Raw genomic sequence first — 18,089 nt, forward strand, 5'->3', positions numbered from 1 at the left:
TCACCGGGTCGGGGAGACGGTCGGCGCGACCGGGCGTCCCGGCTCATCAGGGCGCGGCTGCTGTGGTCGTCCGGAGCACGCGGCAGTGGTAGACGGTTGGGGTATCTGCCGTTGGCGGGCTCCGGCCTGCAGGCGGTCACGGAGTTGGCGTGCACGGTCAGCGTTGAGGCGATCTTGAACGAACGCTTCTCCATAACGCTCCACGATCTGCACTACCTTGGCGCTGGTGGCACCGAGGAGGTCGTCCCGGGTGAAGAGGCCGGCGGGCGCCGCCTTGGCATCGAATCCGAAGCGCAGCACGTCCCCGTGCTGCGGGTGGCCGGTCACCGCGACGTACAGGTTCAGAGCGCTCATCGTGTTCTGGAGCGTGGGCACGCTGGGCGCGTGCGGGTCGTCCATGAGCTGCAGGAGGTCCTCGCGCAGCCGGTCCGGGACGATGGGTCCGGGATCCTTCGGGCTCGGCTGACGCTGGGATGCGGGAAGACGGGCAAGCACACCTCGCAGTACCAGTTCCCCGGAGGCGCCTTCGAGCTCGGCGGCCGTGAACTGCGCGGCCGCACGTGGGGCGTTGGGATCGAACCCGAACTGCACGACCTGCCCGTACCGGGCACTCTGTGCGACCCGTACGTACAGCGGCGCGCCGCCGACGATCGTGTGCTCGGTGGGCGTGGTGGGCGCGTCCGGGGCGTTGAACAGCCGCAGCAGGCTGCGGCGCAGCTGTTCGCCCTCGGACAGCTTGGTGGGCAGCTCCGTCACGTTCTGCGGCTTGGCTTCCTCCTGCAGCTCCGGCTCCGCCTCGGCTTCCTCGTACAGCTCAGTTTCCGGTTCGAAGTCTGCTTCGTACTCGGACTCCAGATCATCGGCTTCGTACCCCGGGTCGGCCACCAGCTCATGTTCCGGTTCCGGCTCGGCCTCCAGATCCGCAGCGGCCTCGTTTTCGAGCTCGGAAGCCAGTCCCAGCACAGCTGCGAGCTCCGCCTCGAAGTCAACCTCCTGGTCGGCATCAGCCTCGAATTCGGATGCAAGCTCTGCCTTGAGCTCGGCTGTCAGCTCCGCCTCCAGCTCCGCGCCCACGTCCGGCCCAGCCTGTGGTGCCGACTCGGGTGCGGTGTACGGCTGAGGAGCCGGCCGGGCCAGGGCGGGGGGCCGCGGCTGTGCCTCTTGCGGTGCGAGTGGCGCACGCAGGGAGAGCCGGTAGACGGTTTCGGGCAGTTCGAAGGCCGTGGCCTTCAACTCGACGGAGGCTGGCTGGATGTCCGCCCCGTTGACGATCGTGGCGTCCATCAGGTACGTCCGCTCGCCGGCGCCGTGGGGGTGGTTGTGGGTCACCATGGCGCGGCCGCGGATCCGGAGGGTGCCGGCATCTGGTGTCCCCACTGTGCCGCTCGGCGCGAGCGGTGTGCCGTCGGCATCGAGGTCGAATTCGATGACGTCGTCGTTGACGACGAAGTCGGCGTCCAGGCGCAGGCCGATGGGCTCGCCGTCTGCGTCGAGGATGGTGTCCGGGCCCGGGTGCTGTACGGGCAGGTTGCGGGGCAGGTGCCAGGTGCTGTCGTCGTCCAGGGTGATCGCGACGGTGCCGAACTCGGTGTCGGCGCGCTGGATGACTTCCCAGGCCTTGTCCTCGTCGTTAATCCGCAGCCATACCCAGTCGCCGGGGGTGAGCGCGTCCGCCCAGCGCATGGTCGCGGTGTCGTGCTCGGGGCGCTGGCGCTGGTCCTCGAATAGCTGCCACATGGCGTCGCTGGGGGAGTTGGCGTTGTCGTGCGCGCGGTCGTGGTGAGCGCGCTCCTCCAGGACCGTGTGGTTGAGGCGGACAAACTCACCTGCGGACAAGCGCGTGCCGAGCTGCGGGTCGCTCCAGTCGATCGGCTCCCCGTCGGTGGTCCGCAGCTCGGTGAGGCGGCCGGCGAAGTCGCGTGCTTCTTCCAGGGAGGGCAGCCCCTCCAGCGGCTGGGGGGTGACGGCGAGGTCGCGGGCGGCTTCGGGGCTCAGGTAAAGGTTTTCGGGCAGGAGGCCGTCGAAGGGCAGGCCGCTGCCGGCGGGGAGCACCTCGAAGGTCTCGTCGTTCCGGCGGATGACGAACTGGCCGTCGTCGGTGAGCTCCACCAGTTCGCGGTCCTTGGCGAGCTTGCGCACTTCGGTGCGGCGCTCGGGGCTCAGTCCCGGGATCTTCGCGGCCATCAGGTGGGTGCGGACCTGGCCGAGTGAGGCGAAGCGCCGCTGCACCATGCCCGTCTCCCCTGCCGGGGTCGCGGGTGCAAGCGGGGTGGCAACCATGACGTGACTCGTGGAGCGGATGTTCTGGATCAGGTTGCCGGTGGCGGCATCCAGGACCCGGACCCAGCCGATGCTCGCGCCCTTCACATCGGCGGATTCCTCGATCCTTACCAGGATCGGGACGTCCAGGGGTTCCAGGTTGGAGCGCAGTTGGGTTGCCTGCGGGTTGTTGACTTCGCCCTTCCACCAGAAGGTGCCGTCGGCTGCTGCCACCTCGCCGAGGACCTTCTTCACTGTGGTGATCAGGAAGTTGCCCGGCGCGGGCATGGAGGGGTCGGCCGGCTCGGGGGCGGGCCGGGGCGCGGTCTGAGGAGCAGGCGCGGTCAGGCGGCGGCCGGTGCTCTGGTAGTACTCCTTGGCGTAACGCCGGTCCCGCTCGTCGAGGCCCTGGGTGACCAGGGCGTGCAGGATCGCCTGCTTGATGTCGTGGCCGTGCTGGTCCTTCCAGTGCAGGGCCTTCATGGGCAGGGCCCGGAGGGTGGGGTTGGGCATGTCCCAGGGGAAGGGGCGGCCCTGTTCGTCTCGGATGCTCTCCAGAGCGTCCGCGATCCGGTTGGCCCGCTCGCGGGTCTTGATCTGCTCACCCCAGGGCCCGAAAACCTTGGTGAGCCGGTCCGGTGCCCGCACTTCGTAGCGTTCGGGGGCGACGGTGATGATCGCGAGTCGTCCGCCGGAGCTCAGGTGGGTTCCGGCCTCGGTCTTGCCGTGCTTGCGGCACAGCTCGACGATCATCTGCTGGCTGCGCTGGTCCGGGTCGGCCTTGTAGTGGACGACGCTGCTCAGGTGGGCCTTGAGCAGCATGTTGGAGTCGGCCGTGGGATCGGCCTTCTTCTCCTCTGGGGTGAGGAGGAAGCGCGGCGCCGGAATCGGGGCGGGCCCTGCGGGCGCCTTCAACGGCTGGTTCTCGGGGATGCCGGCGAGGAAGCGGCTGAGCGCGACCGCGGCACCTTCGGGGCTGGCGTAGGCGGTGCCCTCGGCCAGGGCCAGCTGGCCTTCGGGGACGAAGTGGAAGCCCGCGGCGCTCGCCACGACGGTGCCGAGCCGGGTGCCGTTGCGCAGAATGCCCCGGGCACCACTGGGGTCGGCCGCCTCCAGGGTGAGATCGGCCAGGTCCTGGCGGAAGGCGTCCATGCCGCCGAGCTGTTCGGCATCCGTCCGGCGCAGGCGGCGCTGCTCCAGCTCGGCACGCAGGGCGTCGCGCAGCGCAACGGCGCGGACACTGTCTGCGGTGTCGCCCTGTGCCGCGTACGCGTTGAGCCACTGGTCCAGGGCCGTGGCCCGGCTCTCGAGCTCGGCGGATTTCAGGCTCTGCGGCGGGCTGGAGAACAGCGGGGGCTTGGGCGTGCGGTCCTGCACCAGCACGGGTGCCACCGCGCCCGGGCGCGGGGTGCGCTCGGGACGGTCCTGGAGGGTGACGAGCCGGGTGGCGTCCCGCCAGGCCAGTACCTCTTCGAGCCCGTGGAAGTGGCCGCGTTCGTCGCGCAGGGTATGCGGTCCGACCTCGACGGCCTGAGCCCACTCACCGCTCTTGCGCAGCAGGACTTCGACCCGGGTGCCGTCCGGGCGCGGCTCGAGATCGGCGACCGTCCAGCGGCCGGCCCGCTGGGCGTAGGAGTAGTCCTTCCTCAGCGTGGCGAGGAGGGCAGCGGAGACCTCCCGTGAGACGGCATCCTGCTCGGCAACCGGCGCCGGAGCCGGGGCGGTCTGCTGCGGCTGGGCTGCGCCTGCGCCCGGTACCGCGACGACCTGGTCGCGGGTGAAGACCAGGACGCGGCCGTCCGCGCTGGTTCCGGCGTACAAGCTGGTGCCGGCCTCGACCAGCTCCACGGTGACCGTGCTGTAGAGCTGCTGGGTGCCCGGCTGGTCGGTGGCCGCGTGCGCGTGGTGGTGCGGGTCGAGGATGCGGACCTGCTGGCCCACGTCGAGGGTCGGGGCGCTTGGGTCTGCGGGTATCCAGCCCTCGGGGGTGGGCTGGGTGATGTGGCGGCGGTCGTGGGCGGCGGCTTCGCCTTCCACGGTGCCGCCCTCGACGGGGGTTTCGAGCCGTCCGTGGAAGGCGGTCTCGGCGCCCAGGGTGCCGGAGAGGTAAACCGATTGGTGGAGTTGGATCTGGTCGGCGCCGACGGGGTTCCAGGCGACGTAGACCCGCAGGCCGCTGGCTTCGTCGCCGACCTGGACCTTCACCAGTTGGTCGGTGCCGCGGGTGTCCTTGGCAATGACCGTGCCCAGCACTGGATCCAGGACCGGGCCCGCCTGGTGCCGCTGGGCCTCGCCCGTTGCCCGGGCAGTGGTTGCCGGCTCAGGGGCGGGAACACGCAGCCCGGGCTCGCTTGCGAGGCGGTGGCGGATGCGTTCGGCGTCTTCCTTGGCCGCGAAGACGGCCTCGACGGAGTGCTGGTCCTGGTCGCGGATCCAGACGACGTCCCCGCTGGCGCGGTCCACGACGGCCCAGCGCCGGCCGGCGTCCGTGGCCCGGGCGATCACCTTGAACGACTGCGCCGACGCGTCGGTCGAGGCGCGGCCCGGGACTTCGGCTGCAGCCGGGGCGTCACTGGTGGCGACAGGCGGCGCTGCGGAGCCCTGCTCCCGGTCGGCGGCGGCGACCTGGCCATGCGCCTCCGCGGGGGACGGCTGTTCCTGCTTCTCATTGAGGAGTGGCGCGGCGGCGAAGAACGGTGTTCCGGTGCGGATGCGGTCGACGCGCGTGCCAGTGACGGCGTCTTCGACGTCGACGACGCCGCGCGGCCCGAACTTCAGCCGGACGAGGACAGGTTGCGTGATCGCCTTCTTACGTCCGGCTGCCCTCCCGCCCCACCACAGGGTGCCATCCGCCCGGGTCAGAGCGCTGGTCTCGGGCGGCTTGAGCGCGGTGAACGTCTCCCGGTCAGGGGCTGTCTGCGGCGTACCATCTGCGATGGTGGGCGCCGTCTGAGCCTGCTGCTCGGCCGCGTCCGGTGTGTCCACGGCGGCTTCCTCCCAGGTGCCGTCTGCAGCGGGCGGCGTGTTCGGTGCATGCGGTGCCTGGCCGCCGGTGTTAGGCGCGGTGGTAGGACGGGGCGAGGTCTGCGGGTCCGGCGAGGCCGCGCCGCTCGGGCTCGGTGCCGACAGCGGGCCGAAGCCGCTGGCCAGTGCCTCGTCCAGTTCCTCGTCGCTGGCCACGGGCAGCAGCGGGCCGTCCTGCCCGTCACGGCGGACGAGCTGACCGGCGACGACTGTCTGGGTGCTGCCGTCCTCGGTGCGGACGATCAGCGCGGTGCCGTCGCGCTCCGCGACATGCCCGTCGAGGAGGCTCTCTCCGTCCTCGCTCCAGAAGGTGAGGCGGCTGCCGGGCTCGAAGTCGTCGACCTGCCACGCGCGCCGGTAGATGCCGTCCGGCTCCTGCATCGGGTCGTCGTCGCGGGTGACGTCGAAGATCCAGCCGAGCGAGCCGGCATCCAGGATGTCGGTGGCGCGGGTGACCGCGACGTAGGCCAGGCGCAGTTCCTCGTCCTCGGGAATCGTGTCCCAGTCGATGCCGCCGCTGGCGCTCTCCTTGGGGCCCCTGAAGTCGCTGGCGATCCGGACGCGCGGCGACTCCATGCCCTTGGCCTTGTGCGCGGTGGACACCAGGAGGTCATGCGACGCGGACTGGTCGACGACCTGCCCGCCGTTGTCGCTGGCGGGGGCGGTGTAGTGGTCGGTGATGTACTGCTCGACCCGCTCGCGCAGCCGGTAGCGCTGTGCCTCGGTCGCGGAGGTGGCGGGCTTCCTGGGCGGCGGGAAGCTCCACCGCTTGGCCTCGCCATCCCATCCGAAGCCGACGCCCTTGCTCTTGAGCCACTCCTTCGTGGCCCGGAAGTTGCCGTCTCCGTGGGCGAATTTGACGTGAAGGCGCTCGCCGTCGTCTTCGACGAACGGCCGCGGCATCCGCACGGACTCCAGCAGCGCGTCGAGCTCCTCGCTGTGCCGCTCCATCAGCTTGAACATGGAGTCGAGCTGCTTGAGCTCGGGCTCGCTCTCGGCGGTCTCCAGGATCTCGTCCCAGGCCATGCCGTTGAAGCGGGCCAGTTCCTGATGACTGGTGCGCTCACCCTCGCGCAGCGCTTCCGCAGCTTCCAGGAACTTACGCAGGTCAGCCAGTCCCCCGGACACCGCGACCTTGCGGCCCGCGCGCAGGCCTTCGACGGCGCCGAGGACCACGCCCGCGTTGGTGCGGGCGATGAGCATCGTCTCGTCACCCGGGTCGATCTCTTCGAGGCGGGAGGACTTGCGGTCCCAGCCCGCCAGCCGCATGCGGGTGCCGCCCAGGCGCAGGAAGCGGTTCCCGATGTCGGCGACGGCATCGCCGAACCGGAAGGTCTGGGTGAGCGTGCAGCTCGCGTCCGCAGGCATCCGCCCCAGGGCATCTGTCGCTCCGCGGAAGCCGTAGATGGCCTGGCTGCTGTCGCCGACCGCCACGACCTGGATGCCGGCTTCGCGGACGTTGGCCACGATCGACTCCATGACCGGGTTGACGTCCTGTGCCTCGTCCCACATCAGCACGTCGGTGTCGGGGACCCGGCCGGAGAGCGCCCACATCTTGACGGTGTGGTCGAAGGACAGCGGGAGATCGCGGTCCTTGTCGATGGCCTTCGGATCGGTGAGGTTCTCCCACATCTCCCGCGCGAGGGGCCGGATCGCGGCGAAAATCGCATCCCGGTTGTGCGAGATGCCGTCCGGCAGGTGGTGGACAGCGAAGTCGTCGTCTGCGGACTTCACCCATTCCGACAGCAGCCGGTTGGCCAGGTACGCGGCACGCTGCGGGGTCAGCGACTCGCCTCCGGCCGTGATCCGGGAGCGCCAGCGCATCCGGTCGGCGATCTGCTGCTCGTTGAGCTTCGGCCAGTTCAGCCGGGTCAGCAGGGCCTCGTCAACCATGCTGTTGGCGTAGGCGTTCGCGGTGGTGGGGGTGAGGTTGGCGCTGTACTCGCCTCGCTGCTGCGCCTCTATCGCCTCGTCGGCGACCGACCGGTTGAAGGCGAGGTACAGGATGCGCTTGCCGGGCATGCGCCGCGACAACATCTTCAAGGTGGTGGACTTGCCGGTGCCGGCCAGTGCCATCACCCGCAGGTCCAAGCCGCGCCGGGCCGCGGCCTCGATGATGACGTCCTGCTCAGCGGTGGGCGGGAATGCCTCCGCCGCTGCGGCGGCCGCGACGATCTCCGCCCACCGGGCATCGCTGTACCCGCCGGGCTTCGCGGGCGGTAGGTCGTCCACGCTGGTGACGGCGCCTTGGGCCTCGTTGGGGTTGAGCCGGTAGCCGTCGGCTCGTTCACGCAGGATCTGCCCACGGGACGGCTCGACCAGGTTGCCCTGGGCGTCATACTGCGGTTGCGGCACCCAGTCTTCGGCCTCCTGGCGCAGCAGAGCCCAGCGGCGCCGCTCCGCGCGCAGCCGGTAGGCCAGCGACAGCGGATCGGTGGCGTCCCTGAGTGCATCGAGGGTCTCGTCGAGGTCATCGATGTCCATTGCCTCGATCGCCATGCCGTGCGCAGCCTCGCCCTGGGCCAGCTGGCCAGAGTGCCCGCGCACCGGGGCGAGGCGCTCCCTCTGTGCCGCCGGTGCAGCGCCGTCCTCCTCACTGGCGCCGGCCGCCCTTCCAAGTGCCGCGGGAGCCGGCGCAGCGGTCTGTGCTCTGTCGGCGGCTTCGGCTGCTTGCTTGGCTTCAAGGCTCCCGAAGACGGGTATCTTGCGGCCGCGAGCCGACAGCATCGCCCGCAACGCGTTGACCTTCTCGGTGCGGGTCTCGTACGTCAGGTTCTTCGGCATTGCGTGCCAGTACATGCCGTGCTGACGGTGCGCCCCGTCCACGTTGCGCCGGTTGAAGCCGCGCGGACCGCCGGCGACCTCGAGCGCGAAGATGAGCTCGCGGTACTGCTCGGAGGTCCCCCACACGTGGGTGTGGTCGGGGTGGTGCTCGATCCATACGTTCAGCCACGTCTGGTCGTTGGGCAGGTCGTTGAGTTCGGCGTGCACTTCCACCAGGTGGCGGACGGAACGCTCGATGGTGTCGTGCCCCTTGATGGGGCTGTCGTCGCCGTACAGGGTCTTGTGCTTGCCCTGGTTGTAGGTGCGGTTCTCGACCGAGCCGATCTTCCGGTTGCCCGGCCCGTACACCACGGTGCCGGGGTAGGCGCTGACCTGGTGGTAGCCGGGGAAGCCAGGCACGGGCACGGCGCCCTCGGGCAGTTCCCCCTCGGGCGCGGCAGCCCTCGGGTCGAGCCCGAGTTCGCGGGCACGAGCCTCTCGCTCCGCGCCGGTGGCGACCCACTCGTCGTAGGACTGGACAACCTGGGCGACCGCGCCAGACACCGTCTCGTACGGATGCCTCGACGTCCAGTTCTCGATGGTGGTGGCCGCGTATCCGCCGTCGGGGCGAGTGACGACGGAGCCGATGTCCTCGCCGTCCAGCAGAACCGGGGCGCGCAGAAACTCTCCATCGGCCGCGAACTCCCCTACGGTGACGCGTGCCATCAGGGCACGGGCCACCTCCTGGCCGCCGAGCCGCATGGCGTCATAGAGCGAGACCGGGCTGTCATCCGGGAGGTCTCGGGCCGGGTCGTCCCGGGTAGCGGACTCGTCCGGCTGCGTCCCCGACTCTGCGGCCGTCCCGGATGTGCCCTGATCCGGTTCTGCCGCCTCCTGCGCGGACTGATTGTCGTCGCGCGGGGGGTTGGCTTCGGAGTCGTCGAGGTCCAGCTGGCCTACCGGAAGGGCCCCGCTCTCCGGTGCGGCCGGTGCCAGGGTGCTGTCGAAGTCCTCGCGGCGCATCTTCGTCCAGGGCCGGCCGACCGGCGCCTGCTCGGCGGGCTGCGGGTCGGCGGTAGGGGCGGTTGCAGCAGGCTCCGGCGCGCGCTCGGGCTCCGGTGCCGGGGCGGTCCCGGTTCCCTGCAGTCGCTGGGCCGTGGTCTCGACGTCCTCGAAGGCATCGGCCCAGTACTGGGCCACCGCGTGGGCGGACTGTGCCCGCTTGGCGACCTCGGGCCACCCGGTCCGCTCGGCATCGGCCGCCAGGCGGGCGGCAGCGTCCCGGGCGGTGGCGATCTGCTGGCGCAGGGCGGGGATAGGGGTAGGCCGTTCGTCGAGCGCCTGCTCCGCACGCCGGATGGCGCGGAGTGCGTCGGCGAGTTCGAGGCTGCTGCCAGGGAGGACCACGTTGGTGTGGGTGTGCCGCAGGGCCTCGATCAGCGCGGGGCGGGCGGCGCGGGCGACGACGGTCTCGGGGCGCACTGCCCATGTTCCGATCGCCTCCCGCACCGGGCCCGGCAGAGCATCGACGCGGCTGAATTCGTGCCGGACTGTCTGCCCGTCGCGGGTGCCCTCCACCGTGAGGGAGCCGTCAGCCCCGCGGTGCATGCCGATCAGGGTGAGCGGCTGGGACCAGTTCTCCGGCGACAGGTCCTTCTCCGCGGTCTCGGGCAGCCGGATGACGGTGCCGGGCTCCACCTGGCTCCAGCTGCTGCGCCGCCAGCCGGCCGGTGCCTTGGCACTGAGACGGTCCTCGCGGCGGATCGCGTCCCCCTGGGCCGCGCCCTTGCGGTCCAGGGGGAACAGGGGGTTGCCGTCCAGGTCGATGAAGAACCACTTGTACGCGCTCTTCATGCGCGGCAGGTTCTCGATGGACTCCTTCTTGACGACGGCACCGAGCGGCTCGCCCCACTCGTTGGCCAGCAGCTTCCCGCCGTGCTCCTTGAGCGCATTGGGATTGGTGAGGACCGCCTGCAGGCGGGCCCGCCGCTTCTCCGTGGCCGCAAGGTTGCCCGAGACCCGCTCCCGCTCGGTCGCGATCTGGGCACGGCGCGCTTCGACGAAGGGAGCGTGCGCGTCGTCGGCCAACGGCAGCTCCAACCGGGCCTGTTCGGCTTCGAGGACCTCGGGGGCCTTGCCGCGCAGGTCGAAGGTTCCGGGGCGGGCGGTGGTGACCTCACCGACCGGGTCGGCGGCAGTGAGCAGGTCCTGGCCCCGCCGGCGGGCCAGGACATCGCCGTACACGGCGGTCTCCAGCTCGACAGTGAGCTGCCGGGGCTGGACGTCGGTGACGGTGTGCCACCAGCTGTGCGAGCCCTTCAGGAGTACCTGGTCCCCGGTCTGGAACTCGATCGGGCTCCAGTCCCTGCGCTCCGTCTGTGTGAGGGCGGCGAGTTCTCCGACCCTGCCGTCGTCGAGTTCGGGCAGGTTGGTGTCGGCGGGTGCGCCGTCGCGGTGGTAGTGGACGGCGATGGAGCGGCCGTGCTTGAGCATACGGCGGACGAACCGGCCCGTCTTGTAGGCCCGCGTCTCCGGGCGGGTGCCCTTGCGCTGGACCCATGCGCCGGCGCTGGGCATGCGGATGAAGTCCTCGGCCTCCAGCGCTGCCAGGGCGTCCTTGTCCCCTTCGGCTACACCGAAGACGTAGGTACGGGTCTCCTCTCCATGCTCCCGCTCGTGGTGGACCCACACCGTCTCAGCGGGCCGGGGCCCGGTGAGGCGAGCGGCCTCCTGCAGGGCCTGGTGACGTTGGGCGATCTTCTTGGCGCTGGCGGACGGGGTGCGCTCGCCAGGCATGTAGTCGGTGCCGACCACGATCGTCCCCTTGTCCGTGCCCGAGCCCTTGCGGCCGTGCCCGTGACCGATCCGCTCGGTGCCATGGCCCACGGTGATGCGTTCGACGTCGTCGCTGTCGCCCTCGCGCGGCGGCTCCAGCCGCCACCAGTAGCCGGGCATGCCCGCGACTTCCTGCGCGTCGAACGGCAGATCGACGCTCGTGTCCGGCTCGGCGGCTGCGCTCGGGGCCCCGGCCAGCATCGGCTGCGTGGCTTCCGGCTGGTCGGCCGCGGCCGCCGGAGCGGCAGCCGTCGCCTCGGCCGCAACCGCCTGCTCGGTGGGGTCTCCGGGCTTCTCGACGGGTGCGGGAATCGCCGCGTAGCGCTGCATGGCGTTCAGCGCGTCCGCGACCGTGGGATGGATGGTGCCGCCGCGCCGTCCGGTGCGTCCGTCGGGCCAGTCGGCGAAGGACCGCTCCTTGTCGGCGCGGAACCGCCCCTTGCGCGGGTGCCACTCAAGGCTAAAGCGCCAGTAGCCGACCACGGTATGGGCTTCGAGTTCGACGTTCAGGAGCTGGCTGCCGTAGCCGGAGTCGTCGGTGCTCCGGGTCATGGTCCAGCCCTGGGCCTGGGCCGTCTTCCACAGTTGAGCGATCGTCTCGGGAACGGGGTAGTGGGGATCCCACAAACCGCCTTCCGTCACCGGTGCTTCCTCTGAGCCCGCGCCGGGCACGGGGGTGGTGGTCATCGTGGCCTCCGGTGCTGGGGCCGCCGTCTGGGGCGTCGGCGCAGCAGCAGGTGCAGGTTCGGGTGCGGAGGTGGTGCGGCTGCCGGCGAAGGTGCGCAGACGTCCGGGCATCTCGTGTGCGTGTCCGGACAGCACCCGCACCAGCCCATACAGGTCGCTGGAGTGCTGCTGCTCGTTCTCGAGCTGGGTGCGCAGCGCTTCCACGGCGGGGGCGAGGCACTCGATGGCGTCGGCCTTGGTCCGAATCTGCTCGTCGCCGAGCTGGGCCCGCTCGTGCGCCTTCACCTGGTCCAGTGCGTCAAGGACACGGATGAGGGTGGGCTGCTGGGTGTGGGTGAGCGGCCAGACGTGGCGACCGGCGGTGCGCAGTGCGGCGGTGAACTTCTCGAGTTCGGCGAAGGCCCAGGACACGCGCATCGCATCGGGGTAGGTGGCGTGGCCGGGCAGGGGCTGGGCGGCCTCCTCGGCCCAGACGCGCAGCGCGTTGAGGACCGCGTGGTGGAAGTGGTCCTGCCCGTACGGCTGCGGGGGCAGGATGGTGAGCGCCTGGTCGGTGTGGCCGGGCAGGTGCTCCCCCATCACGGTGTGCCAGCCCGAGCGGTCCTTCACGAGCGTGGCGACGATCGTGTCGTTGGGGGTGCGCAGGGTGTAGGCAGGGCCGTGGAAGATGCCCGGCGCCGCCAGCACGGTGAACCCGTCGGTGCCCGGCACCGCGTACGCCAGCCGGTCAGGGTGATCGGCGTTGGTGATCTGCGAGTAGGTCTGGTTGCCGTTGGCCTCGTACTCGCTCAGCGGCTCCATGGCCTGGCCCGCGGTGGTGATCGGGCGCGGGTCGGGGTAGCCGAGGCGGGGCAGCAGGAACGGGTCCTCGCTCCAGGGTTCCGCCGCGGAGGGGAACACCTGCCGCCACGCCTCGCCCCACGCGGTGGCGGCGACACGGTCGGCGTGCCGTCGGGCACTATCGGCGAAGGTGGCAAGAGTGGGCCGCACCTCCCGGGGCAAGTCCTCAAGGCGGTCGGTGGCCTGCTGGGCAGCCCGGGCCAGCCGCAATGCCGCGGTGACCGCTTCGGAGGGGATGGTGGTACTGGAGGCCCGCACGGCCGCGATCGCCTCGCGCAGCTGCCGGGTGCGCGGATCGGCGGCGGACCACTGCGGGTGGACGTGCAGCCCCCAGGCCTCGCTGATGAGGTCTGCGGTGGCGCGGGTGAACTCCTCCAGGCTGGTGTAGGGACCGCCCGCGAGGGTGGCGGGCTCCAGGTCGAACAGGGACTCTGCTTCGGCCCTCGGGTCGCGGGCGCGGTAGCGGTTCCAGGAGGCGGCGAGGGCTTCGGCGGTGGGCGCCCCGGCGGCCTGCAGAGCGTCCCAGACCGTCAGCTGGGTCTGGCCGAGTCGCGCGCGCGCCGCCTCATTTCCGGGTGCGGCGGCCAGGGCATCCTCGGCGGCCAGGAGTTCGCGGCGCGTCTGCTCGTTTAGGCCGAGGTCCAGCCAGGCGGGGAGTTCTTCCCACCGCATCACCATGCTCATCGCGGGCCGGTCGTCGGCCCCCTGAGTGGTGATCAAAATGCCTTCGGGGGCGGGGTCAAGGCGTGCGATGCCACGCAGTTCCTTGCCGCGGCTGTACCCGCCGATCCAGATGCCGCGGCCGGAGGCGACCAGCTCGTTGCGCCAGGCGTTCATCTGGGCGGGGTCGGCCATCCGTCGCACGTAGGCGGCGAGTCCGGATCCGGCCGGGTGGGCAGCGGGGGTGAGCGCGCCGAAGTCATTGATCATGGCGCGGAGGGCGGCGTGCTGTTCGGCCAGGGTGATGCCGGGCACGGCGGAATCGGCGGTCTCGAAGCCGTCCGGCTCGGCCAGGGGTTCAGCGTCCGGGCCGGTGGGCGCGGAAGCGGCGGCCGGCGCCGGCTGTGCCTGCGCACCGGTGGGGCGCGGCGCGCCGTCGAACAGGGTCTCCCAGGCGTCCGAGGTGGCGGTGGCCCGCCAGGCGGCGGTGAAGGAGTCGGCTGCATGCACCAGGTCGGACAGGGCCTGGGCGGCGTCGTCGGGCACTGTCGTGTCCCGCCAGGCGTTGGTCACGGCGGTGACGGCCGCGTGGACGCCTTCGACTGCCGCGTGGAAGGCTGCGGGATCGCGCAGGGAGACCCGGGTGAAGGTCGCGAGGGCGTCGCTCAGCGCCGTCTCGGGACCGCTCTGGGATGCCCGCTCCTTGAAGTGGCCGGTGCGTGCCACTGCGCGGACGGCTTGGTTGAGGGCGCGGCGCGGTGCGCTGATCTCCTTGAAGTGGGTGAAGGCCCTGGCCTGCGGCTGCTTGCCCCCTGGCTGTTCGGCGGGCTGGTCGGCCTCGTCGTTGCCGCCAGGTGCGGGGGGCGGCGGAGTGCCGGGGCCGGCGCCGCGCCCGGAGAGCAGCTCGGCGGTCCGCTGGTCGTGGTCGCTGCGTTGGCCCTCGCCGGGCCCGGCGGCGGGGCTGGGGGGTGCTTCGCCCGCGGGGCTGGCACCGGACTGCGCCTGAGCGGCCAGTGCTGTCTGCGGTTGCATCGCAGGTGCGGGGGCTGCGACGGGAGGGTTCTTTTGGGCGGGCTGGTGCGCTCGGTCGGGCGACATTGGCATTCGCAGGGGCCGCGGCGCCCGCTCGACCAGCCCGGTCAGCGGCACAAGCACCTGACTGAACGGGCGGCTCATGCTGTGTGCGAGCGTGTAGTTGCGTCCCTTGCCGTGCCAGCTGCGGAAGACACTCAGCCTGTCGCTGGCGGCGGTGAAGCTGCCTGGTGCGGTGACGCGGCCGTGGACGTTGCTGGTGCGCTGCGAGGCGGAGCTCTCAAAGCCATCCGCCCAGACCTCGTCACCAGGCTGCAGCTCCCAGGGGTAGACAAGGTCCCAGCCGTGGCGGCCGCGCCCCCGAGCAGCCCTCTCGCTGGGCGGGTACAGGTCGGCGGCCGCGGTGATGTCGTCGGCCAGCTGCCGCGCGTGCTGCCGTGTCTGGGCATAGGAACCAGAACCGGTCCTCAGGCGCTTGTCGAAGTCGCGGAGCAGGTCACCGATCAGGTGCAGGTCCTGGGAGGGATCGCCGCTGTAGCTGGCGCCCTGGGCCAGTCGGGTGAGGGCGTCCTGAGCCAGGCGCCAGGGGGCGCTGGGCCGCACCTTCTTGAACAGGCGGCGATCGTCGTCGCCGTCCGGCGCCGGGCTGTCGGGCAGCCGGTTGAGGAATGCAGTGGCTCGTTCCTGCAGGAGGTGAGGCATGCGGGCGTGGCGCCGCAGTTGGTGCCGGGGAGCGGGCCCATGGAGCCAGGACGCGGGTCCGCTGCGTCCCTGGTGGTCGCTCCAGGTGGCGTCGTCCAGGCTGATGACCCTGTGCAGGTCGACAGGCTGGCCATGCTCGTCCGTGCGTTCGCGCAGGTTCGGGGCCGCGGTGACGGTGCCCCTCACGGTCACCCACTCCCCCTCGGCGGGCGCCGTCTCGCCCCGCAGGAGGCTGTCGGCCACGTCGGTTGCGGTGACCTGGTGGCGGAAGCTGATCTGGTCGCCGGAGGTGAGGTCCCGCGTGGTGGCGATCGTGTTGTATCCCGCGGCGAGTTCGGTGTCCTGCCGGGTGCGTCGGGCTTCGGCGTCCTGCTCTGTGTCGGCTGGCAGATGCCGGTCTTCGACCGCTATTGCGTGGACCGCCTCTTCGACGGTGTCACCGGAGTCGGTGCGCCACAGGCGGGCGACGTGTCCGGCCAGGGGGGAGGTGAACGGGAAGGGGGTCTCGGAGGGGCCGGCGAGGACGGCCTCGACACGGGCGGCGAACCGCAGCGCGGTGCGCTTGTCGGCCAGGGCCGGGGCCCCGGGAAGGTCGGCCATGGGGCCGGGCAGGGCCACGTGCCACTGCTGGTCGTCGGGGTGCTGGTAGACGGCGAGGTTCCCGCTGAGGGTGAGGGCCAGGCGGCTGGAGTCGGCGATCTCCCTCAGGTGTGCGGCCCGGTGGGGAGAGAGGGCGCTCTGGCCGGGTTCGGCCAGCTCCGGGCTGTCGGAGCGAAGGTGGTCGAGGAGGTCGTCGATGAGTTCGAAGCGGGCGCTGTCCGCGCGGGCAGCGAACCGCGACAGCGTCGCCAGGTGGTCCAGGGTGGCCTGAGGATCCAGGGGGGTGAAGACCAGCCGGTGCGTGCGTACCGCGACCGGATGGGCCGGGATGTCGATGACGACCGCGCCGTCGGTGTCGGTGTAGGCCAGGGCCCCGGCCGCGATCAGTGACCTCGCGGTGTGCGTGACGTCGTGGCCCTCCCAGGGCCCGGCGTCGGTGCCACTCACGGGGGCATACAGGCGCCAGGGGTCTGCGGTGAACTCGTGTGAGCGTGCGGTGCGCTGCGTACGGCGGGCGTTGCGTTCCCGGGCACCGGGCGGGACTCCATGGGGCAGGGAGGCGGACAGGTACTGCCAGTGGCCGCCCGCTGCGGTCTGCTGCAGTCGTTGTGCGCTCTGTCGCATCACGGCTGCCCATGCCCTGGCCCGTTGCCGGGGGTGTTCGGATGCGCCCTGGTCGGTGAGGAACGCATCGAGGGCGTCGGCGGCGTCGGCGAGCTGGAACGCGTAGGGGACGGTGACCTCTGGCGGGGCCGGTACTTCGCCCGGATGCAGGGCAAGGTCGTTCAACCCGGTGGTGAACAGCAGTGCGTGTGCGACCGGGTCGGCCGCTCGGAAGGCTTCGGCCAGGTCGTGGTCCGCGTCCCAGTGCAGCGGCGACACCGGGACTTCGGCGAGGTGGTCGCGCCACTCCTTCGCGCTCGAGTAGGGACGGATCGTGTCCCCGGCTTCGCGGGTCACGGGGTCACGCCCGGCCGGAGGGAGGGCACTGTGCTGGTCGCCCTCGGGGACTGTGTCGCGCTCGGCGCGCGCCGGATCGCTGGACGGCGCGGGGCCGGCCGTCGGCTGGGCGGCCTGGGCGTTTGTCTGGGTGGCCGCGGGGGTTGGGGTGGGTTCGTTGTCGCGGCTGCGCTGGTCTTCTTCCCAGGTGGGGCGGGGGTTGGCGAGTTGTGTGCGGGCCCAGTCGTCCCGGCCGCTGGCGTACTCGTGCAGCAGGTGCTGCAGCGCTACGGCGAGCTCGTGGACGTAGCGGTCGGCGCCCTGCCCGTGCGCCTCGACCAGGGCACGGTCGAGGGTCTCGTTGTGGGGTGCGCCCTCCCGCTTCAGCCGGTCGAGCAGGCTGTAGACGACGGTGCGCTCCAGTGCATGGCGGCGCGGCGACTGGTCGAGGAGGTGCGGCGGGTTGCTGGCCAGGGGGAAGTCCTTGTCGAGCGCGTCTAGTTCGGCGCTGAGGTCCCTGAGTGCGTCGAGGCCGTTCAGGCTTGGGTGCGCGTCCTGAGCGGCGGCCAACAGGCTCATGAGCTGTGTGTGCAGCGGCCGCAGGGCCGCGTTGACGGCGGCGAGGCGCACTGCGTCGGGCCGGGTGGTGTGGGCGGGGCTGTACGGTCCGATCGGCACCGCGCCTTGTGGCCAGCGCACCACCACTCTGCGCTCGCCGAGGCGTTCGGTGGTGTATCCGGCGCGCTTGAGGTCGGAGTCGAGGGTGATGCGTCCGGTCGCGATGACGGCCGTGGTGGCAGCGGCGCCGGGGAAGTCCTGTTCGGTAGCCGGGCGTACGTGGAAGGTTTCGGTGCGGTCGCCGCGCCGGCGGTGGGCGTCCAGGATGGCGTGGACTTCGGTGGCGAGGTGATGGCGTTCGGCGTCCAGGCCGCGGGGTGGGTTGACGGTGACGTGGCGGGCCTCGCCGCTATGGGCGCTGCGCGGGTTGTCCTCGGCGACGGTGACGGGCTGCCAGCCCAGATCGTGCAGCTTGCCGATGCGGGCGTCGCGCTCATTGGGTGCCTCGAACCGCATCATCGTCATGGTGATGCCGACGGTGCCGTCCAGGTTCGGCACCAGCGTGTATCCGCCGCCGCCCCGGGCGGCGGGAACCAGCCCGCTGTCGTCCAAAACCTGGGCGATTGCGCGCTCGGCCGCCGTGACGGTGCCGGTGGGCGCGGTGGCCGGGGAGGGCAGGCACAGCGGGGCCTGCGCGCCGTCGGGGAAGAGCCGGGGCTCGTCGGCGGAGGCGATCCAGTCGGCTGCCAGCTCCTGTGCGGATGCCGCCAGGGCGGCGATGACCGCCTGGTCGGCGTCCGGGAGCTTGTGGTGAGCGGCGCGCTCGGCGAGGTAGCGGGCGGCCCGCGCCACGTCCAGGGTGGCCCGGTAGGCGTCTGCGCGCCTCTCCAGCTTCTCATCGCGGGCGAGGATGCGCGCCGGGCAGCGCAGCGCCGCCGCGCCGAGGTCGTCGGTGTGCGGGCTGGCGAGCTTCTCGCGGACCGCGTCCAACGCGAGGACCTGTTCGATCTGGTCCAGCAGCGGGGCGCGCCGGTTGCGGAACGCGGTGATCGACCGGCGCACCATGCCGCCGGGGAACTCGCTCCGTAGTGCCGCGGTGACGGCGGCCGGGCGGGTGGCCTGGAGCGTCTGCCACCAGGCGGCGAGCGGCCCGTCGCCCAGGACGTCTCCCCCGCTGCGGGTGATGACGT

1 protein-coding gene (only partly in view) is annotated in these 18,089 nt (G+C 71.6%); it reads right to left on the minus strand.

All coding sequences use genetic code 11. The annotated features are described in order from the left end of the window. On the minus strand, positions 1 to 18,089 hold the 3' portion of the coding sequence (locus tag ACZ45Q_RS23795) for a UvrD-helicase domain-containing protein (RefSeq protein ID WP_468264725.1). The gene runs 12,748 nt beyond the window's last position; the window shows 18,089 of its 30,837 coding nt (coding positions 12,749-30,837); the start codon falls outside the window, past its right edge — the gene reads right to left on this strand; it ends in the stop codon at positions 1 to 3.

This window comes from Streptomyces sp. NPDC031049, from assembly GCF_055571015.1.